The sequence below is a fragment of the Marinobacter sp. V34 genome (genome assembly GCF_055524115.1).
This window is the reverse complement of the sequence record NZ_JBUPZY010000003.1, coordinates 200,237-219,309: the sequence shown is the minus strand read 5'-3', so window position 1 is coordinate 219,309 and position 19,073 is coordinate 200,237. Positions and strand designations below refer to the sequence as shown.

Genomic DNA, 19,073 nt, shown 5'->3' with positions numbered 1-19,073 from the left:
ACAAAAGGGCTAAGGCTGCGCCTCAATAACCCGAACCATAGGATCACGGCGGCTTTCCGGAATTGGAAGGTGGCCGTAAAAGTCGGCAGGGTTATGGACGGCAACGGAAGGAAAGCCGCAGTCAGTAAAATGTTCAGCGGCCTGCTGGTCGCCCAGGAAATGGAAGCTGACATCACTTCGGGTAACCGTGCTGAGCAGGCCGCCGAGGGATTTCAGGGCACCGCGTAACAGCGGCTGGCTCGGCATCAGGTAGCTTTCGGACAGATAGACCGAACCCGGGCGCTGTTGCAGGAGTGTAGCCAGGCGTTTCCAGAATTCTGAAATGACTGGCAACGAGAAGTAGCTGGTCAGTCCCTCGGTGACGACAACCACCGGTTCTTTGCTGTCGAATGCTCTCGCGAAAACCGCCTCCAGCGTCTGTTCACCGGATTCCGCCAGGATGTCGATGGGCATCACCTGATGGAGGTTGCCCAGGTGGCCGGATGTCAGGAGTCTTGCGGTTTTTTGGGTGGCCATGTCAGGGAGGTCGGCTTCCACCATGTGCAGGTGAGGGTGCCTGTCCCGCAAGCGGATACCCCGTGGCGACATTCCGCAGGCGATTTCCAGTACCTGGGTGGCGCCGCGGTCTAGGGCCTGTTCGATCAGGTGATCGATGATCAGGTGTCGCTGCAGCAGGAAGGTGCGGATGTTGCCGCCGATGAGTGTTTTGCTGCCGACCTCGAAGGGCGTCATCAGGTGATACAACCAGCGCCCCTGGTCAGTCAAAAGCACTTTGTCGGAGAGGCCGTACCGGTGCCATACGGCACCGGTATATAGGGCGGTAAAGCTGATGCCGGAGCTGTCAGCCGTTTTCATTGGCATGCCGTCAGTGGGTGTCTTTCTCATGGATTCTTGCGCCCCATGCTTCGCCTTTGCCTGGCAGGACCAGGTTGAGGGCTATGGCGACCACTGCGCAAAGGGCGATGCCTTCCAGATTACCAATCGCCATGCCGCCGATACCGAAGACCAGGGTGACAGCAACGATCACCAGGTTGCGTGCCTGCGACAGGTCGACCTGGTGGCGGATCAGGGTATTCAGGCCCACGACGGCGATGGAGCCGAACAGCAGGCAAAGGATACCGCCCATGACAGGCGCTGGTATAGTTTGGAGCGCGGCACCGAATTTGCCGATGAAAGCCAGCACGATGGCAATGCACGCCGCCCAGATCATGACTTTCGGGTTAAAGTTTTTGGTCAGCACTACGGCGCCCGTGACTTCGGAGTAGGTGGTGTTGGGCGGGCCACCAAGGGCTGAGGCGGCGCTGGTGGCCAGGCCGTCGCCCAGGAGGGTGCGGTGCAGGCCGGGTTTCTCCAGATAGTTTTTGCGGGTGACGGTACCGATGGCAAGGATATCGCCAATGTGTTCAATGGCCGGTGCGATGGCTACCGGAATCATGAACAGGATGGCTGCCCAACTGAACTCCGGCGCCACAAAATTGGGAATGGCGAACCAGGGCGCGTTGGTGATGGGTGACAGGTCCACGATGCCGGCAAAGGCCGACAGTATGTACCCGACAATAATACCGAACATGATCGGAATCAGGCGGAAGATACCGCTGGACCAGACAGCCATAACGACCGTCACGGCCAGGGAGATCATCGCAATCCAGATGGCAGTGTCGTAGGGCACCAGTTGTTGCGCACCGTCACCGGTGCGGCCAGAAGCCATGTGGACGGCAACCGGCGCCAAGCCAAGGCCGATCACCATAATAACCGGGCCGATGACCACAGGGGGCAACAGGCGGGTGATGAAACCGGTACCGCGCAGGCGCACCGCGCCGCTCAGTATTATATAAAGGATGCCCGCGGCCATCAGGCCACCGAGTGTTTCTTCAAGGCCGAAGCGGCCCTTGGCGGCAATGATCGGAGCGATAAAGGCGAAGGATGAGGCCAGGAAAATGGGAATCTGGCCGCCGGTGACAATATGGAAAATAAGGGTGCCAATGCCTGCGGTGAACAGTGCAACGTTGGGATCGAGGCCGGTAATCAGAGGCATCAGTACCAATGCGCCAAAAGCCACCAGCAGCATTTGTGAGCCGGCAATGGCCTGTTTCCAGACCGGGTCGGTGCTATGGTCCTGCATGGTTAGACGTCCTTCTGCTTGGTGCCGAAGATTTTGTCGCCGGCGTCGCCGAGCCCGGGAAGGATATAGCCTTTCTCGTTCAGCCTTTCATCGATTGATGCGGTATAGATCGACACATCAGGATGTTTCTCCAGCACCTTTTCCACGCCTTCCGGCGCTGCGACCAAAACCAGGGCGCGGATCTCGTTGCTACCGGCTTTCTTCAGCAGGTCGATGGTGGAGATCATGGAACCGCCGGTGGCCAGCATGGGGTCGATGATCATCGCCATGCGCTCATCGAGTTCACCTACCAGCTTCTCAAGATAGGTGCTGGCTTCCAGGGTTTCCTCGTTGCGCACCTGGCCGACAACGCTGACCCGGGCACCGGGAATCAGGGTGAGTACGCCGTCCAGCATACCCAAGCCGGCCCGCAGAATCGGTACGATGGTGATCTTCTTGCCCTGGATCTGTTCAATCTCCACCGGGCCGGCCCAGCCTTCAATGGTTTTCTTCTGCAGTGAAAAATCCTTGGTGGCCTCGTACGTCAACAGAGCACCTACTTCCTGAGCCAGTTCCCGGAAATTTTTGGTGCTGATGTCTGAGCGGCGCATCAGGCCGAGTTTATGGCGGATAAGGGGGTGCTTGACCTCGTGAATTGGCATGGGCTCACCTTTGCGTCTGGGTCGATGATTTGATTGGGCGCAGTAAAGACGCCAGCAAATGGCGCAAGGATACCGTATCTGGCCGAATCCGTCAGGCGCGGTGAGAAGAAAAGCCGTTAGGGGTGGTACGGATCTTGCGAATACCCCTTCAAACGATGCGTCTGCGTCAAAAAAACGACCCGCATAACCCTGCGGTTAACCGCCAATCGGAGAGTTTCCCGGCATGGACCGAGCGCTAGTCCTCAATAATGTCAAATCCCTGACGCGGGGTAATATCGGCATTCCCGTGATGTTGATGGGATTGCTCGGCATGATGATTCTGCCCATGCCGGCGTTCATGTTGGACGTGTTCTTCACCTTCAACATCACCTTGTCGATCGTGATCCTGCTGGTGTGTGTCTACGCCTTGCGGCCGATGGAGTTTGCCTCCTTTCCGACAGTTTTGTTGGTGGCAACATTGTTGAGGCTGGCGCTCAACGTTGCCTCCACGCGGATTGTTCTGCTCAACGGCCATGAGGGCGGTGATGCGGCCGGTAAGGTGATCGAATCGTTCGGCGCGGTCCTCATCGGCGGTAACTACGCGGTTGGCCTTGTCGTCTTCGCCATCCTCATGATCATCAACTTCCTGGTGGTGACCAAAGGTGCCGGCCGAGTGTCGGAAGTCAGCGCGCGTTTCACCCTGGATGCCATGCCGGGTAAGCAGATGGCCATCGATGCCGACCTCAATGCCGGTCTTATCAACCAGGAAGAAGCCAAGCATCGCCGGGCTGAAATCGCCCAGGAGGCCGATTTCTACGGCTCCATGGACGGCGCCAGTAAATTCGTCAAGGGCGACGCCATCGCCGGCCTGTTGATCCTGGCCATTAACCTGATCGGTGGCATTGCCATCGGTATGCTTCAGCACGGTCTCGATTTTGGTACCGCTACACAGAACTATGCACTACTGACCATTGGTGACGGCCTGGTGGCACAGATTCCGTCACTGCTGCTGTCGACGTCTGCAGCGATCATGGTTACCCGGGTAACGTCCAGCCAGGACATGGGCGGGCAGATACTGCAACAAATGTTCAATGCCCCCAAGGCGCTGGGTATCGCGGCCGTTATCCTCATCATTCTTGGCCTGATTCCTGGCATGCCGCACGTGGCATTCCTTGGTCTGGGTGCGATTGCAGGTGGTATTGCCTGGTACATATGGCAACAGGAACGCCAGACCGTCGAGGAGGATGGTGTGTTCCCGGTCCGGGGCGGCGGTGCCCGCCCGGCAGGCCCGGGGCGCGACCTGCCGCCCGGTGGTGAGGGCGGTGAACACAGTGCCCAGCTGCCGCCGCCGGGGGAGACCCGGGAGCTCGGTTGGGACGATGTGGCCACCGTGGATATTGTGGGCCTGGAGGTGGGCTACCGCCTGATTCCGCTGGTGGATAAATCCCAGGGCGGTCAGCTTCTCAGTCGCATCAAGGGGGTTCGTAAAAAGCTCTCACAGGATCTGGGCTTCCTTATGCCCTCGGTCCATATCCGCGACAACCTCGACCTTATGCCCAACGTTTACCGAATCACCCTGATGGGCGTCACCATTGCCGAGGCAGAAATTCACCCGGACCGTGAACTGGCGATTGACCCCGGTCAGGTATTCGGCAAGATCGAGGGAATAGAGGGCAAAGACCCGGCCTTCGGCCTGGATGCCAGCTGGATCGAGCCGGACAAGAAAGATCAGGCACAGACCCTTGGGTATACCGTCGTGGACGCCAGTACTGTCGTGGCGACACACCTTAATCAGATCCTCCAGAAACACGCCCACGAACTGCTTGGCCATGAGGAAGTCCAGAAATGGCTGGACCAGCTCGAGAAAGTGTCGCCAAAGCTGGCGGAAGAATTGGTGCCTACCACCGTTTCCATCAGCCTGTTGTTGAAGGTGTTGCAGAACCTGTTGAAAGAGGAAGTACCGATCCGCGACATGCGGTCTATCGCGGAGGCCATTGTCAACGTCCATCCGAAGAGCCAGGACCCGAAACTGCTGACCACGGTTGCCCGCCAGTCGCTGCGCCGGATGATTGTTCAGAGTATCTGTGGCAACGACGCAGAGATTCCGGTGATTACTCTGGACCCGGACTTGGAACAGTTATTGCTAAAGTCTATGCAACAGAGTCAACAATCCGGCGGTCAGGAAGACATCGGGCTGGTATTGGAGCCGAATATGGTTGAGAAGCTCCAACGGTCGCTCCAGGACAGCGTCCAGCGCCAGGAGATGCTGGGCAAGCCGGCGATTCTACTGGTTTCCGGGCCCTTGCGCCCGGTGCTGGCGAAGTTTGCCAGCTACGGAGTAGAGCGCCTGCACGTGCTGTCGTACCAGGAAATTCCGGATAACAAACAGATCACTATTGTCGCATCCGTCGGTCAGTAAAGGCCGCGGCTGGAAAGGCGGAAGGCGCTGGAAAGTGCTGACCGGGGAGGAGTCATCATTATGAAAGTAAAGCGGTTTTTTGCCCAAAGCATGGCAGAGGCACTGCGTCAGGTGCGGGATCAGATGGGGCCCGATGCCGTAATCCTTTCCAATCGTCGTGTGGATGGTGGTGTCGAAATTGTGACAGCGCTCGATTATGACGAAAACATGGCGCGTCAGCGCCTCGGTGATGCGGCACGGGAAGCCACCAATGGCTCACGGCTCGCCGAGTTGCAGGCGGAACAGCATCGCCGCCTGGAGGACGAGCTCGGCCGCTCCCGGGATCGTATTCGGGAAGTGCGGGAAAAGCGCGCGACCTATGGCAACGCGGTCTCGGGTGGGGAATTCGGCCACGCAGGCCTGTCGAAAGAATCGCTTGCCGATGGCGACATAATGGTTGAAGAGCCAACAGCTGCCAGCGCCGCCTATTCCGGTGAGCTGGCGCAAATGCGCGCGGAAATCAGTTCCCTTCGCGATCTGGTCAGTGCCCGGAACGGCGGTGAACCTGAACAAACAGCGGTGAACGCAGTACAGAAGAGGCTGTCTGAAAAGTTGCAGGAATTCGGTCTCGGACTGGAGCTTGCCAATTCTCTGTCCCGGCGTCACCGTGCAGGGCGGCTCGAGGATGGCTGGAAGCAGTCTCTGAAAATGTTGGCCGCCGGAGTCAAGACCGCGCGCACGGAGTGGGCGGAAGAGGGCGGTGTCTATGCCCTGGTGGGACCAACCGGGTCCGGCAAGACGACGACCATCGGCAAGCTGGCCGCGCATTACGTGCTGCGCCACGGCCCCGACTCCCTGGCACTGGTCACCACCGATCGCTATCGGGTCGCGGCTCATGAGCAACTATTCGTGTTCGGGCGCATACTGAACGTTCCGGTGCGGGTCGTGGACGAAACACATTCCCTGGATGACATACTGGACGAGCTGTCGGACCGCCACCTGGTGTTGATTGACACCGCAGGCCTGACCAGTACCGACAAGGGCTACGAAGAGCAGCTCATGGAGCTGGCTCGCAGTCACCACCGGATTCGAACCCATCTGGTGGTTTCGGCCACCAGTCAGCCGCGCATCATGAAATCCGTCTGGCATTGCTATAAGATGGCAAATCTTACGGGTTGTGTGATGACCAAAATCGATGAAGCACTGACCCTGGGTGAATCGCTGGGATTCGTCATGGAAACGGGATTGCCGGTGGCGTATTACACCGACGGGCAGAAAATCCCGGAAGACCTGCACCACGCTGAGTCCATTCCGCTGGTGCGGTTGGCCGTGGAGAGGCTGAAGAAACTCCAGCAGCAACAGGCAGTCGCTGTTTAAAAACAACACAGCCTGCGGTTAAACGCGGCAAGAGATCAGAGTCAGTATGAGCAAACCACATCCGGTACAGGTGATTGCCGTTTCCGGCGGGAAAGGGGGCGTTGGCAAGAGTAACGTTTCAGTGAACCTTGGCATCGCACTCGCGCAAATGGGACGTCGGGTGGTGCTGCTAGACGCCGACCTGGGCCTTGCCAACATTGACGTGCTTCTGGGTATTACCTCCAATCGCAATATCCAGGACGTGATTGCCGGTGAATGTGACCTGCGGGACGTGCTGGTCAATGGCCCCGGTGGTATCAAAATCGTCCCTGCCTCCTCGGGAACTCAGCGTATGACCCAGCTTTCCACCCTGGAGCATGCTGGCCTGATCAATGCTTTCAGTGAGCTCGGCGACCAGATCGATGTGCTGATTGTTGATACCGCTGCGGGTATTTCCGAGTCGGTGGTCAGCTTCCTCCGAGCCTCACAGGAACTATTGCTGGTCGTCTGTGATGAACCTACCTCTATTACCGACGCCTACGCTCTTATAAAGCTTATGAACCGGGATTACGGTACCAACCGCTTCCGTATACTGGCTAATCAGGTCAGGAATGAGCAGGAAGGTCGCCATTTGTTTGAAAAACTGACCCGGGTTACCGAGCGCTTTCTTGATGTGGCACTACAATATGTGGGTATGGTGCCGTATGACGAGGCCGTAAAAAAGGCGGTACAGCGCCAGCGTGCCGTGTTGGATGCCTATCCGCGAGCAAAAGCGTCGTTGGCGATCAAGAGCCTTGCGGAGAAAGTGGATAGCTGGCCGCTGCCATCGTCGCCCCGGGGACATCTGGAATTCTTTGTGGAGCGGCTCGTCGAAGTCTGATTTTGATCCTGTCACTGAATAGCCGGATACATGACATTGGCGAAAGAACTTGGAATCTACAACCGGACGGGTACACGAGGACCTTCCCAACTCGTTGAGGAGCAGGCCCCGCTGGTCAAAAAAATAGCGCTTCACCTCATGGCGCGGCTGCCGGCATCTGTCCAGCTGGATGATCTTATGCAGGCAGGCATGATTGGCTTGTTGGAAGCTGCACAGCGATACAGTTCCGACAAGGGGGCTACCTTTGAGACCTACGCCGGTATCCGGATCCGCGGAGCCATGGTGGATGAAATTCGCAAGGGTGATTGGGTCCCCCGATCCGTCCACAGGAACTCCCGCCGCATTGCCAAAGCCATCAAGGCTGTCGAGGACCGCCTGGGCCGGGAAGCTCAAGACTCGGAAGTGGCCGAGGAGCTTGGGTTGGACCTCGACGAATACTATTCCTCTCTGAGCGATGCCAACAGTGGCCGACTTTTTAGTCTGGATGAGCTCAATGAATCCGGCGAGCTGCCGATAGAAGAAACAGAGGACAGTGATAACCCATTGGATGGTCTGGCGTCTGACAATTTCCGGAAGAGCCTGGCCACTGCGATTGGTGACCTGCCCGAGCGAGAAAAGCTGGTGCTCAGCCTTTATTACCAGGAAGAGCTGAACCTGAAGGAAATAGGCGCTGTGTTGGGTGTTAGTGAAAGTCGGGTCAGCCAGATTCACAGCCAGGCCGCGCTCCGTCTGCGGGGGCGTCTTACTGGTTGGCAGAGCTGAACAGGCCGCCAGTCACGTTGAACGGCGTTGCCAGGCATTCTTTACTGTAGCCTTTTGGTAACCGGTGCTTTACAACCGGCCCAAAGGTCACACAATAAGCGGTTAAACTACCGGCCTGCTAGACTGTGAGCCGGAAGCCAAAAACGAATTCCGGGCGTTTTTAACTGGAGGTCCCATTGGACAAGAATATGAAAATCCTGATTGTGGATGACTTCTCCACAATGCGACGGATCATTAAGAACCTGCTTCGCGATCTCGGTTTTACCAATACTGACGAAGCAGACGATGGCAATACGGCACTGCCGATGCTCAGGAGCGGCAAATACGATTTTCTGGTAACCGATTGGAATATGCCAGGGATGTCCGGGCTCGATCTGCTCAAGGAGGTCCGTGCCGATGACAGCCTGAAAACCCTGCCTGTGCTCATGGTGACCGCCGAAGCGAAGCGCGACCAGATCGTCGCCGCTGCGCAAGCCGGCGTGAACGGCTATGTGGTCAAGCCCTTCACGGCTGCCGTACTCAAGGAGAAGATTGAGAAAATCTTCGAACGCATCCAGTAATCAGAGGTCGGACGGCTCCCATGAGCAATAGCAAAAAAGACCAACAGGGGCTCGACCCGGAGGTTACGGAGAAACTCCGCAGCCAGGCGGCCGAACTGCTTGAGCAGGTCAATGCCGGCGACTATGGCCGTGCGATGAGCCTGATCAATGAGCTGAGCGAGGTCAGGGACCAGAGCCTGTATCGGGAAGTCGGCCGATTGACCCGCAGCCTCCATGAGGCAATCCGAAATTTCCAGGTCGATCCCCGGAACGACGAACAGTCAGAAGCTCTGTCGAAGATGACCGATGCCTCGGATCGTCTGGAATACGTGGTTCAGATGACCGGCAAAGCAGCCAATCGGACCATGGATCTGGTTGAGGAGGCTATGCCCAAGGCCAGCGCCCTCCGTGATGAGGCCGCCGAGCTGAGAGACCAGTGGCAGAAACTTCGCCGCCGTGAGATGGCCCCGGCGGAATTCCGTGAGCTCTATGCCCGTATCGACACATTTTTCGTAACCCTGAATACCGATGCCGGGGCGATGTACGACAACCTGTCGGAAATTCTCCTGGCCCAGGATTTTCAGGACCTCACAGGACAGGTGATCCAAAAGGTCACCACTCTGGTTAAAGAGGTGGAAGAACATCTGTTGAGCCTGGTAGTGATGGCGAGCCATGTGGACCAGATGACCGGCACCGTGCATGAACTGGAAGAACGGGAAAAGATATCGGCGGAACAGGGTGTCGGTCCACAGATCAAGGCCGAAGAACGCGAAGACGTAGTATCGGGGCAGGACGATGTTGATGATCTTCTGTCCAGTCTCGGTTTCTGAGTAAAAGAGGGTAACGCATGGCGCTTGATGCCGATGAAGAGATCCTGCAGGACTTCCTTGTTGAAGCAGGCGAGATACTCGAAAAGCTGTCGGAGCAACTGGTCGACCTGGAACAAAACCCGGACGACAGTGATCTGCTCAACGCCATCTTCCGGGGCTTTCACACCGTAAAGGGCGGTGCCGGGTTTCTGCAGCTCGATGCCTTGGTGAACTGCTGCCATTCCGCGGAAAACGTCTTCGATATCCTGCGCAACCACAAGCGCAAAGTGGATTCCGAGTTGATGGACGTGGTGCTGGAAGCCTTGGATCACGTCAATGCCATGTTTGAACAGGTTCGCCATCACGAAGAACCGACTCCAGCTCCCGAGGAACTGATCGCAGCTCTGGACGCACTGGCGCAGCCGGCAGGGGAGTCGGCGCCAGCAAACGCAGCGGTCGCTCGCGAAGAACAATACGAGAGCGATGAAGCCAGTTCCGGTGACGATGGCGGTGATATTACCGACGATGAATTCGAGCGGTTGCTGGATGCCCTGGAAGAGGAAAAGACCGGCGCTCCGGTTTCCAGCGGCGACAGCAATGAGCCTTCCGGTGATGAGGGCGGGAGCGGAGACGACATCTCCGATGATGAATTCGAGGCCCTGCTCGACCAGTTGCACGGAAAGGGTCAGTTTTCAGGCCCACCTGAATCCAGCAAGGAAGTCCCTGACAGTCAGGATACATCGGCTGGCAACGTTGCCAGCGATGAGGCCGGTGACAGCAAGGGTGGCGGCGACCTGATTTCGGACGACGAGTTCGAAAAGTTGCTGGATGACCTGCATGGTAAGGGCGGTAGCCCCACGGCAGAAACTGCCGAATCGGCCCCTGCGCCTGCTGCGAAGCAGCCTGCCGCCAAACCTGCCAGTGCCAAGACTGACAAGCCCGCCCAATCGGCTGGTAAACCCGAAAAAGCCCCTGCGGAGAATGGCAAGGCAGGCGTAACACCTGCGATGCCGGCACGGGACGCCAATGCGCCGGTTGCCGAAACCTCGGTACGGGTGGACACCAAACGCCTGGACGACATCATGAACATGGTGGGTGAGCTGGTGCTGGTGCGTAACCGGTTACAGCGTCTGGGTGCCCAGAGTGAAGACGAGCATATGCACAAGGCTGTCTCCAATCTGGACGTGGTCACCACCGACCTCCAGGCCGCAGTGATGGCAACGCGGATGCAGCCCATCAAGAAAGTGTTTGGCCGCTTCCCGCGGGTGGTTCGCGATCTGGCCCGCAGCCTGAAAAAAGAAATCAACCTTGAGATGCACGGCGAAGAGACCGACCTGGACAAAAACCTGGTGGAGGCGCTGTCCGATCCTCTGGTCCACCTTGTTCGCAACTCGGTTGATCACGGTATAGAAGCACCCGATGTTCGTGAAAAGGCGGGCAAGCCTCGTCAGGGCCGTGTCACTCTGTCTGCCGAGCAGGAAGGGGATCACATCCTGTTGTCCATCGAAGACGACGGTGCCGGCATGGATCCGGATGTGCTGCGCCGAAAAGCAGTTGAAAAGGGCATCTATGAACAGGACGCCGCCGATCGGCTGACCAACACCGAGTGCTACAACCTGATTTTCGCCGCCGGGTTCTCCACCAAGGACCAGATATCCGACGTGTCCGGTCGCGGTGTCGGCATGGACGTGGTGAAAACCAAGATCAGCCAGCTTAACGGGCAGCTGAGCGTGGAGTCGGAGCTGGGTAAGGGCTCACGCATCGTCATCAAAGTACCGCTGACCCTGGCCATCATGCCTACCCTGATGATCATGCTTGGCGACCAGTCCTTTGCGCTGCCGTTGGTGAACGTGGTTGAGATCTTCCATCTGGACCTCAGCAAGAAGAACATTGTGGATGGACGCGAATGCATCGTGGTTCGAGACAAGGTCTTCCCGTTGTTTCACATCAAGCGATGGCTGATCAAAGGCGCAGCCGGGCAGCCGGAACCGGAAAATGCCCACGTGGTTATCGTGGCCATGGGCACGCGGCGCGTCGGTTTTGTGGTGGACCAGTTGATCGGGCAGGAAGAGGTGGTGATCAAGCCCCTGGGCCGGGCCCTGCAGGGAACGCCGGGTATGGCGGGTGCAACCATCACTGGCGATGGTCGTATTGCACTCATAATTGATGTTCCGAGCCTGCTTCAGAACTACGGAAAATAACGTTGCGGCAGGCCCAGGTTTAGGAGAAATGGATGACGGTTTCTGTCCTGGTCGTTGATGATTCAGGTTTTTTCCGCAAGCGACTGACGGAAATCCTGACCGCTTCCGGTCAGATCAAGGTGATTGGGGTGGCTACCAACGGGCGTGAAGGTGTCGAGCTGGCTGAAAAGCTGAGGCCTGATGTCATTACCATGGACTACGAGATGCCCGTCATGGACGGTATCAGCGCCGTCCGTGAGATCATGAAGCGACACCCAGCGCCGGTATTGATGTTCTCATCCCTGACTTACGAGGGTGCCCGGGTGACCCTGGATGCCCTTGAGGCAGGTGCCGTTGATTTCCTGCCCAAGAATTTTGAGGAAATCGCCCGGGATTCCAGCCAGCTTCAGAAAATACTCATTGAGCGTGTGCTGGATGTTGCTGGCAGTCGCCCAGGTGCAAAACCGTCTGCGCCGCCTCCTGCGACACCCCCGGCGCCTTCGTCCCGTAGCCCGGCACCGGCAAGACGCAGCGTGCCGGAACGGCCGGCGACACCAGATAGACCTTCTCGCAGCAGCTCCCCTGAGCCTGAAGCACCGGTTCGTCGTTCGATTCGCCGTGGGCCTGCGAAACACTACAGTGTGGTTGCCATCGGCACGTCAACCGGCGGCCCGGTGGCCTTGCAACGTGTACTGATGGCATTACCGGCCGGGTTTCCCGCGCCTGTGGTTCTCGTTCAGCATATGCCAGCCAGTTTTACCCCGGCGTTTGCCGAACGGCTGAACAAACTATGCCAGATTGAGGTGCGCCAGGCGGAAGACGGAGAAATGCTGAAGCCGGGCGTCGCGCTGCTTGCCCCCGGGGGCAAGCAGATGATGATTGAAAACCGGGGTGGCCAGGGCAGAGTCAGGATTCTTCCCGGAGATGACCGGCTTAACTACAAGCCCTGCGTGGATGTGACTTTCGGCTCCCTGGCCAGGAGTTTTCCCGGAAAGACCCTGGGGCTGATCCTCACGGGTATGGGGTCGGATGGAAAGGAAGGCTGTCGCCTTATGAAACAGTCCGGCTCCGATATCTGGTCCCAGGACGAAAAAACGTCGGTGATTTACGGTATGCCCATGGCCGTGGCCAAGGCCGGGTTGTCTGACGAAATCCTCGCGCTTGATGACATTGGTCCCCGCCTGACAGATGGGGTTAGCTGATGGATATTCTCAGCCTGCTGGGCGTCATTCTGGCCTTTGTGGCGATTCTCGGTGGAAACCTGTTGGAAGGCGGTGCCGTCAGCTCGCTGTTCAATGGCCCGGCCGCGCTGATCGTCATTGGTGGTACGCTCGCAGCCACTATCCTCCAGACCTCCTGGCCGCTGTTAAAGCGGGCCTTTTCCCAGGTGCGCTGGGTGTTCTTTCCGCCTTATATCAGCCTGGAAGATGGTATTGGCAAGGTTATTGACTGGAGCGTCAAGGCCCGTAAGCAGGGTCTGCTGGGGCTGGAAGGGTTGGCTGAGAAAGAATCTGAACGCTTTGCCCGTAAGGGGCTGCAACTGCTGGTGGACGGTGCTGAGACAGAAACCATTCGCAGCATCATGGAGGTGGACCTGGAGTCCCGTGAACAGAGGGATCTGGAGTCCGCTCGGGTGTTTGAGGCCATGGGTGGCTATTCGCCCACCATTGGCATCATCGGCGCGGTGATGGGGCTGATTCAGGTGATGACCAACCTCGAAGACCCCCAGTCACTGGGCAGCGGTATCGCCACCGCGTTTGTGGCCACCATCTACGGTGTGGCGCTGGCCAACCTGCTGTTCTTCCCGGTTGCCAACAAGCTGCGTGGCATTCTGCGGGAACGCACCCGTTATGAAGACATGATGATCGACGGCATCATCGCCATTGCAGAAGGCGAGAACCCTAAATCCATCGAGCTGCGCTTACGGGGCTTCCTGTAGTGCCGGCATCGGGCCAAGGGTAAGCTGATGAGACGACGCAGGCGGCAGGATGACGATCTTCACAACAAGGAACGCTGGCTGATTTCCTACGCCGACTTCATCACCTTGTTGTTTGCGTTCTTTGTTGTGATGTATTCCGTGTCGTCGGTGAACGAGGGCAAGTACAAGGTGCTGTCTGAAACATTGACAGGCGTCTTCAATGCCCCTCAGCGCTCCTTCCAACCTATAGAAGTAGGCGACCAGCCCCGGCGTTCGACTCCTCAGGCCGCTGAAGACGTGATTGAGCCTGCCGTAACCGAAGCACCTCAGAATCCTGCCATGAGCGCTGAAGGGCGCACCGAGGCGCTGCGCGCTATGGCGGACCGGTTGGCTTTGGAGTTTGACGAACTGATCAACCAGGGCGTGGTTACCCTGGAAACCAGCGACGAGTGGTTAGAGCTGAGTCTGCGCAACAGCCTGCTTTTCGGCAGTGGCGATGCCGAGCCCCATTACGATGCCTTCGAAGTGGTGGCGAAAATCGCCGCTGTACTCCGCAACCGGGATAATGCCATTCGGGTTGAGGGCTTCACAGATAACCGCCCGATAAACACCAGTGCCTTTCCCTCCAACTGGGAGCTTTCCGCTGCTCGGTCAGCGGCGGTTGTACGCATGTTGTCAATGGAGGGCGTTGAGGCCGAACGGCTGGCCGCTGTTGGTTACGGTGAGCACCAACCGGTGGCCCGCAACGACACCGAGGAAGGTCGCCGTCGCAACCGACGCGTGGTTCTGCTGATCTCCCGCGATGCCAGTATTCGTGGCGCGATGCGATAACACCTTTTCGATCATCACGTTGCAGAGTCATGGCGGAAGGTGCCTATAGGCGAGTTGGCACAATATCTGTATTAACGTCTGTACATCTTTAGGTCCCGGCAACCTCTTGCCGGATTGTTTTCAAGTTGAACGGATCGTGGCCGATAACACGGTATGCGTGCGGCGCTTCCGGAACGGGTATTTCTGGGGAATCAGTGTGGTGACGAGCTTGGCGATGGATTTGGTGACAGATATGGAGTGCACAGCGTGCGCATCTGGGCAGTAGCCAATCAAAAGGGCGGTGTGGGCAAAACCACGTCGGTTGTAGCCTTGGGTGGCCTACTGGCGGAGAGTGGTAAGCGTGTGTTGGTGGTCGATCTGGACCCCCATGGCTCATTGACCAGCTGGTTTGGGTATGACCCGGACACCATCGCCCACAGTGTGTTCGATCTGTTCCAGCATCAGGGCAAAGTGCCGGATGGTCTGCCGGCCCAGTTGATTACCGAAACCAGCTGTCCGGGGCTGTCCCTGTTGCCGGCCAGCACAGCGCTGGCAACCCTTGAGCGGAGGATGGTCGGTGTTGAGGGCATGGGGTTGATTGTATCCAGAGCCCTGGCCCAGTTGTGGGATGACTTCGACTACGTCCTGCTGGACAACACGCCGTCGCTGGGCGTGCTGATGGTAAACGCGCTTGCCGCCGCACAACACCTGATCATTCCGGTTCAGACCGAGTTTCTCGCCATCAAGGGACTCGAGCGGATGCTGCACACGCTCACCATGATCATGCGTTCCCAGAAAAACCAGCTTTCCTACACCATTGTACCGACGCTGTTTGATCGCCGTACCCAAGCATCGGTGAAAAGTCTTAACCAGTTGCGAAAGACTCACAGCGATACGCTCTGGCGTTTCGCCATTCCAGTGGACACCAAATTCCGCGACGCCAGTCAGGCCGGAGTTACCCCGTCATCCATGGATGCTGAAACTCATGGCGTTCGGGGATATGCCCGTCTGCTGAGTGATCTACAGGAAACAACACGCTCGGTGGCGGAGCGTCGGCATGGCTGACAAAAAAATGACACAGGTGGCGGACCCCAGCTCCGCCATTGCCAGCTATCTGGACGAACTGCTGCATACGGCGACGGATACCGCCCTGCGTGAAGAGCCGGAACCGCCAGAACCGGTCTCCCGAGAACGCACTCGCATCGCGCCAAAGCCCGCGCCCATTGTGGCCCGGCCGGCCGAGAAGGCGAAGGCTGAGTTGCGAAAGCCGGCAGCACCGGCCCCGGTGGTCGAGAAGGCGCCGGAGGTGGAGCCACCCCCGGTTGAGCACAAACAGGCTGCCGATATTCCGTCGCCTCCTGAGGTGGAGCCCCCGGGTCGGCCGGAATGGTCAGACAAACCTTTTGAATGCCTGATCTTTACGGTTGCAGGGCTGCAACTGGCGGTGCCGTTGATACTGCTCGGCGCCATTCACCGAATAGAAGATCCGGTGAAGCCGATTCCCGGCAGCCCCCGCTGGTACATGGGCATGCGCCCGGACCGGGACCGCAATCTCAGAGTGGTGGATACAGCGGAATGGATCATGGCGGGTCGGGCACCGGCGGGCGCACGGGACAACTATCGCTTCGTGATCCGGCTGGACAGTAGTGAATGGGGGTTGGCCTGTGACGATGTTGCGCAGTCGTTTACCCTGAAACCGGATGAAGTACGCTGGCGGACGGCCCGCAGCAAGCGGCCTTGGCTGGCTGGCACGGTCATTGACCACATGTGCGCACTGATTGATGTTAAAACCATGGCGGACTTGCTGGTCCGGGCTGAGCGGGAACACCACCTCGACCTGAGCTAGCAATCTCCGGTTACCGAATGAAACCGTGCTCTGCTGGCACGGTTTGTGCCCTGAACTATAGTATTGGGCACTGATGATGAATTTTTGACGATCAGGCTGCCCGCCGGGCAGCCGAACAGGAGATACAAGGCTATGGCATCCCCGAGCGGACAGCAAAATCAGGCCCAGGATGATCAGGTACTGCAGTACGTGACCTTCAGGCTGGATGATGAAACCTATGGCATCGACGTCATGCAGATCCAGGAAGTGTTGCGATACACCGAGATTGCGCCGGTTCCAGGTGCCCCGGATTACGTTTTGGGCATCATCAACCTGCGGGGCAATGTGGTCACCGTTATTGACACCCGCCGTCGCTTTGGCCTGGCGGATGCGGAAGTAACAGACGCGACACGCATTGTGGTAATGGAGTCCTCCAACCAGGTGATGGGCATCCTGGTGGATTCGGTTGCCGAGGTGGTGTACCTGAAAGCCAGTGAAATCGAGACCGCGCCCAACGTGGGGAACGAGGAAAGTGCCAAGTTCATCCAGGGTGTGTGTAACAAGAACGGCGAACTGATCATATTGGTCGAGTTCGACAAAATGTTGTCAGACCACGAATGGGCTGAAATCTCCTCGCTGTAACGCCGGCTTTGGCCGGACAGCAGGCTGGATGGACGCCCGGTGGTTTCAACGAACCGAGGACGTCCATTATGTTTGCAGAAATCTCTTCCCTGGCTCCGTGGCTCCCTACAGCCGCTGCCCTGTGCTTACTGTTTGCCCAGGGCCTGATGCTACGCCGTGAAAACCGAAAACTTCGAGAGCAAATGAAAGAGCGCTGCGAAACCCTTGGCCGCGAGCTCCACGCGACGGCCAGTGGCAGTATGGGGGTTGGGCAGCGAGTGGTCACGTGCGAGCGCCAGCTTCATGAATTGCGCGGTATGCTTGACGAAATGCGTCAGAATGATCCGTTGAGAATTTCCTACGATGAGGCCTCAAGGTTAGTGGACCTGGGGGCGGATATCGACGACCTGATGAACACCTGCGGCATTTCGCGGCCGGAAGCCGAACTGGTATCAGCGCTTCGTAAACGCCAGGCAGCCTGACCTATGAGCTTATCTGCCTAATCTTCACGGGGTCGTCCGGCGTCCTCTGGCGTACGGCCCTGAAGGTTGAAGGCAAAGGCGAGAATCTCAGCCACCACCCGGTAGAGTGTCTCCGGGATTTCGTCGTTCAATTCCAGTCGCGCCAGTATGCTGGCCAGCTCCGGGTTTTCGTACAGCGGCACATTGTGTTCACGGGCAATGCGGATGATTTCCTCCGCCAGCTCGTGGGTACCGCTTGCCGCAATGACCGGGGCTCTTTCGCCGTCGTATTTCAGTGCCACTGCCGCCGGTGAATCTGTTTTCCGTTGATCTGTACTCATACTCGCGTGTCCACCAGCCGGTGTTCGAGACGGGTGCTTGCACCCCTTGGTGTCCCCCGCCGGCACTCCAGGTCCACCACATCCAGACCGATATCCGAAAGGCCCTTGCGTAATTGTGGCAGGTCTTCCCGAACCTGGCGCAGCGTGGACTGCTTCTCCGCCCACACTTGTGCAGACACCTGATCCTGCCGCAGTGATAAATCAAAATGCAAAGGCCCGGCTTCGTCCAGATCCATGGCCAGTGAAAGGCGCCACTCCGTTGCCCGGGGGGTGCCAGAGGTTGTTTGGCCACCGTCTGCCGGGTCCTGCTCGATTCGTAACTGGGCAATCCGGGGTTCGTTGTTGGGGTTCAGCCAGGGGAGCTCCAGCAGCATGGTTGATACCGGCGTTGGCGCCTCGGCGGTGGTCCGGGTCGAGAGTATCTGGCTGTGCAACTGATTCACGGTAATGCGATTGAGCATGCCAGCCAGCAGCCTCAGCATCTGTCCAACCGTTGGCTCTGCAGACGCCTGTGGCGGCGGAGGTGGAAACGTATTGGGAAACTGAAGCGGTGCCTGTACCAGTTCCGGACTTGCCAGTGGTGTAAAGCGGTTGAAGGCGTCGGGGCCGTTCCCCTGTTGTGCAAGCAAGGTGGTGATGACCCGGCCGATGGCAAGCTTAAGATCGGGCAGGGCGCCCTCGGGCGTCCTCGCCAGCCGCGACTCGGCGAACAGCCCGCTTTCCTCGACCCACTGCCGTAGCTGGCTGGCCGCGCTGGGTTGAGTTCCGGCGCCCGGGGTCAGTGACTGGCTGGAGGGCAGCCGTGATACCAGTTGTTCAATGGCCTGTCTTACCGGTTGCGGAAGTGGCTGTGGTGGATTGTTGATGGGTGTTCCAGTGGGCGCAACGCTGTCGGGTCTCGCACCGCCAGTCAGCGTTGTCAGAATTCTGGCAAGGCCGGCATCAATGGACTGTTGCCAGGGCAGGCGCTGCGCCAGCGCCCGGGAGATCGTGGTTTCCGGCGTCTGGGCCAACTTGCCCATCAGTTGCAGTTCATTGCCCGCACGCATGACCTTGACCCAGTCACCGGTTTCCAGGGATGTGTCTCCAATGGCCGCCTGAACGGTCAGCGACTGCCCACGAATCTCCAGCAACAATTTCGCACCGGCGGATGACTGGCGGTTGATCACTTCTGCCACCCGTGCGAGTGTTGCCTCTTGATTGGCAAGCTTGAGCTGGTCAAGCTGAACACGGGCGGAGGCCGCGTCCAGCGCCGCTGAAGGTTGCCCCCCGGCAGGCCGCTGAACGATCGGCGCCGGTGACTCGGTTTTGGGTGGTGGTGTGGGGTTACCGTTTGGTAATTTCATTGCCACTGATTTGATGTCAGACAAGAGTATTCCTGAGGCGCTTTCGCTATAATACGCCCCGCCGGTAAGTATTGCCTTTCCGAAC

The 19,073-nt window shown here is 58.2% G+C and carries 19 protein-coding genes; 14 read left to right on the top strand and 5 right to left on the bottom strand.

Translation table 11 applies throughout. The annotated features are described in order from the left end of the window. Window positions 1-9 precede the first annotated feature (9 nt). From AC0B60_RS06485 to upp, 3 genes are read right to left on the bottom strand one after another with little or no spacing between them, the layout of a single operon-like run. Window positions 10-885, bottom strand: coding sequence for a class I SAM-dependent methyltransferase (locus AC0B60_RS06485; protein ID WP_465084946.1), 876 nt, complete (start codon window positions 883-885; stop codon window positions 10-12). After that, window positions 866-2,122 (bottom strand): uracil-xanthine permease family protein, encoded by a 1,257-nt coding sequence (locus AC0B60_RS06480; RefSeq protein WP_465084945.1) that lies wholly within the window; start codon window positions 2,120-2,122, stop codon window positions 866-868. The genes AC0B60_RS06485 and AC0B60_RS06480 overlap by 20 nt, the downstream gene beginning before the upstream one ends. 2 nt (window positions 2,123-2,124) lie before the next feature. Next, entirely contained in the window at window positions 2,125-2,763 is a 639-nt protein-coding gene (gene upp, locus AC0B60_RS06475; RefSeq protein ID WP_465084944.1) for a uracil phosphoribosyltransferase, read from the bottom strand. A gap of 223 nt (window positions 2,764-2,986) precedes the next feature. Between upp and flhA the strand changes: the two genes are divergently transcribed. The 14 genes from flhA (at window position 2,987) to AC0B60_RS06405 (ending at window position 17,322) form a co-directional block, all read left to right on the top strand. Then, window positions 2,987-5,161, top strand: coding sequence for a flagellar biosynthesis protein FlhA (flhA, locus tag AC0B60_RS06470; RefSeq protein ID WP_465084943.1), 2,175 nt, complete (start codon window positions 2,987-2,989; stop codon window positions 5,159-5,161). 60 nt (window positions 5,162-5,221) lie between these two features. Then, the gene (gene flhF / locus AC0B60_RS06465; protein ID WP_465084942.1) at window positions 5,222-6,517 is read left to right on the top strand and encodes a flagellar biosynthesis protein FlhF; all 1,296 of its coding nucleotides are present in this window, start codon (window positions 5,222-5,224) and stop codon (window positions 6,515-6,517) included. 46 nt (window positions 6,518-6,563) lie between these two features. Beyond that, window positions 6,564-7,376, top strand: coding sequence for a MinD/ParA family protein (locus AC0B60_RS06460; protein ID WP_465084941.1), 813 nt, complete (start codon window positions 6,564-6,566; stop codon window positions 7,374-7,376). A gap of 30 nt (window positions 7,377-7,406) precedes the next feature. Continuing rightward, on the top strand, window positions 7,407-8,138 hold the full coding sequence (locus tag AC0B60_RS06455) for an RNA polymerase sigma factor FliA (RefSeq protein WP_040474539.1): 732 nt from the start codon (window positions 7,407-7,409) through the stop codon (window positions 8,136-8,138). Window positions 8,139-8,314: 176 nt separating this feature from the next. After that, window positions 8,315-8,698: a chemotaxis response regulator CheY gene (gene cheY, locus AC0B60_RS06450; protein ID WP_036204864.1), complete on the top strand. Its 384-nt coding sequence runs from the start codon at window positions 8,315-8,317 to the stop codon at window positions 8,696-8,698. 20 nt (window positions 8,699-8,718) lie between these two features. Continuing rightward, window positions 8,719-9,507 carry a protein phosphatase CheZ gene (locus AC0B60_RS06445; RefSeq protein WP_465084940.1) on the top strand — a complete coding sequence of 263 codons (789 nt, stop codon included), beginning with the start codon at window positions 8,719-8,721 and terminating at the stop codon, window positions 9,505-9,507. A 17-nt stretch (window positions 9,508-9,524) separates the two neighbouring features. Continuing rightward, a complete protein-coding gene (locus tag AC0B60_RS06440) occupies window positions 9,525-11,687 on the top strand; it encodes a chemotaxis protein CheA (RefSeq protein ID WP_465084939.1) in 2,163 nt (720 codons plus the stop codon). 32 nt (window positions 11,688-11,719) lie between these two features. Continuing rightward, window positions 11,720-12,868, top strand: a complete 1,149-nt coding sequence (locus AC0B60_RS06435) for a protein-glutamate methylesterase/protein-glutamine glutaminase (protein ID WP_465084938.1) — start codon at window positions 11,720-11,722, stop codon at window positions 12,866-12,868. Then, the gene (locus AC0B60_RS06430; protein WP_465084937.1) at window positions 12,868-13,605 is read left to right on the top strand and encodes a flagellar motor protein; all 738 of its coding nucleotides are present in this window, start codon (window positions 12,868-12,870) and stop codon (window positions 13,603-13,605) included. The genes AC0B60_RS06435 and AC0B60_RS06430 overlap by 1 nt, the downstream gene beginning before the upstream one ends. Window positions 13,606-13,632: 27 nt before the next feature. Further along, on the top strand, window positions 13,633-14,415 hold the full coding sequence (gene motD, locus AC0B60_RS06425) for a flagellar motor protein MotD (protein ID WP_465084936.1): 783 nt from the start codon (window positions 13,633-13,635) through the stop codon (window positions 14,413-14,415). Between the two features lie 246 nt (window positions 14,416-14,661). Continuing rightward, on the top strand, window positions 14,662-15,459 hold the full coding sequence (locus AC0B60_RS06420) for a ParA family protein (protein ID WP_465085173.1): 798 nt from the start codon (window positions 14,662-14,664) through the stop codon (window positions 15,457-15,459). Further along, the gene (locus AC0B60_RS06415; protein ID WP_465084935.1) at window positions 15,452-16,240 is read left to right on the top strand and encodes a chemotaxis protein CheW; all 789 of its coding nucleotides are present in this window, start codon (window positions 15,452-15,454) and stop codon (window positions 16,238-16,240) included. Before AC0B60_RS06420 ends, AC0B60_RS06415 begins: the two co-directional genes overlap by 8 nt. 132 nt (window positions 16,241-16,372) lie before the next feature. Continuing rightward, complete coding sequence (locus AC0B60_RS06410; protein WP_007153948.1) at window positions 16,373-16,861, top strand: chemotaxis protein CheW; 489 nt, start codon at window positions 16,373-16,375, stop codon at window positions 16,859-16,861. Between the two features lie 68 nt (window positions 16,862-16,929). After that, window positions 16,930-17,322: a DUF2802 domain-containing protein gene (locus AC0B60_RS06405; RefSeq protein ID WP_465084934.1), complete on the top strand. Its 393-nt coding sequence runs from the start codon at window positions 16,930-16,932 to the stop codon at window positions 17,320-17,322. Window positions 17,323-17,339: 17 nt separating this feature from the next. Here the strand turns inward: AC0B60_RS06405 and AC0B60_RS06400 are convergent, their stop codons facing one another. Both AC0B60_RS06400 and fliK read right to left on the bottom strand, forming a co-directional pair. Then, window positions 17,340-17,642, bottom strand: a complete 303-nt coding sequence (locus AC0B60_RS06400; protein WP_465084933.1) for an EscU/YscU/HrcU family type III secretion system export apparatus switch protein — start codon at window positions 17,640-17,642, stop codon at window positions 17,340-17,342. Continuing rightward, window positions 17,639-19,012 carry a flagellar hook-length control protein FliK gene (gene fliK, locus AC0B60_RS06395; RefSeq protein WP_465084932.1) on the bottom strand — a complete coding sequence of 458 codons (1,374 nt, stop codon included), beginning with the start codon at window positions 19,010-19,012 and terminating at the stop codon, window positions 17,639-17,641. Before fliK ends, AC0B60_RS06400 begins: the two co-directional genes overlap by 4 nt. Window positions 19,013-19,073: the final 61 nt, after the last annotated feature.

Coding starts and splice junctions, on each gene's coding strand:
- AC0B60_RS06485 (WP_465084946.1), bottom strand. CDS start 885: ATGAGAAAGACACCCACTGACGGCATGCCAATGAAAACGGCTGACAGC.
- AC0B60_RS06480 (WP_465084945.1), bottom strand. CDS start 2,122: ATGCAGGACCATAGCACCGACCCGGTCTGGAAACAGGCCATTGCCGGC.
- upp (WP_465084944.1), bottom strand. CDS start 2,763: ATGCCAATTCACGAGGTCAAGCACCCCCTTATCCGCCATAAACTCGGC.
- flhA (WP_465084943.1), top strand. CDS start 2,987: ATGGACCGAGCGCTAGTCCTCAATAATGTCAAATCCCTGACGCGGGGT.
- flhF (WP_465084942.1), top strand. CDS start 5,222: ATGAAAGTAAAGCGGTTTTTTGCCCAAAGCATGGCAGAGGCACTGCGT.
- AC0B60_RS06460 (WP_465084941.1), top strand. CDS start 6,564: ATGAGCAAACCACATCCGGTACAGGTGATTGCCGTTTCCGGCGGGAAA.
- AC0B60_RS06455 (WP_040474539.1), top strand. CDS start 7,407: ATGACATTGGCGAAAGAACTTGGAATCTACAACCGGACGGGTACACGA.
- AC0B60_RS06445 (WP_465084940.1), top strand. CDS start 8,719: ATGAGCAATAGCAAAAAAGACCAACAGGGGCTCGACCCGGAGGTTACG.
- AC0B60_RS06440 (WP_465084939.1), top strand. CDS start 9,525: ATGGCGCTTGATGCCGATGAAGAGATCCTGCAGGACTTCCTTGTTGAA.
- AC0B60_RS06435 (WP_465084938.1), top strand. CDS start 11,720: ATGACGGTTTCTGTCCTGGTCGTTGATGATTCAGGTTTTTTCCGCAAG.
- AC0B60_RS06430 (WP_465084937.1), top strand. CDS start 12,868: ATGGATATTCTCAGCCTGCTGGGCGTCATTCTGGCCTTTGTGGCGATT.
- motD (WP_465084936.1), top strand. CDS start 13,633: ATGAGACGACGCAGGCGGCAGGATGACGATCTTCACAACAAGGAACGC.
- AC0B60_RS06415 (WP_465084935.1), top strand. CDS start 15,452: ATGGCTGACAAAAAAATGACACAGGTGGCGGACCCCAGCTCCGCCATT.
- AC0B60_RS06410 (WP_007153948.1), top strand. CDS start 16,373: ATGGCATCCCCGAGCGGACAGCAAAATCAGGCCCAGGATGATCAGGTA.
- AC0B60_RS06405 (WP_465084934.1), top strand. CDS start 16,930: ATGTTTGCAGAAATCTCTTCCCTGGCTCCGTGGCTCCCTACAGCCGCT.
- AC0B60_RS06400 (WP_465084933.1), bottom strand. CDS start 17,642: ATGAGTACAGATCAACGGAAAACAGATTCACCGGCGGCAGTGGCACTG.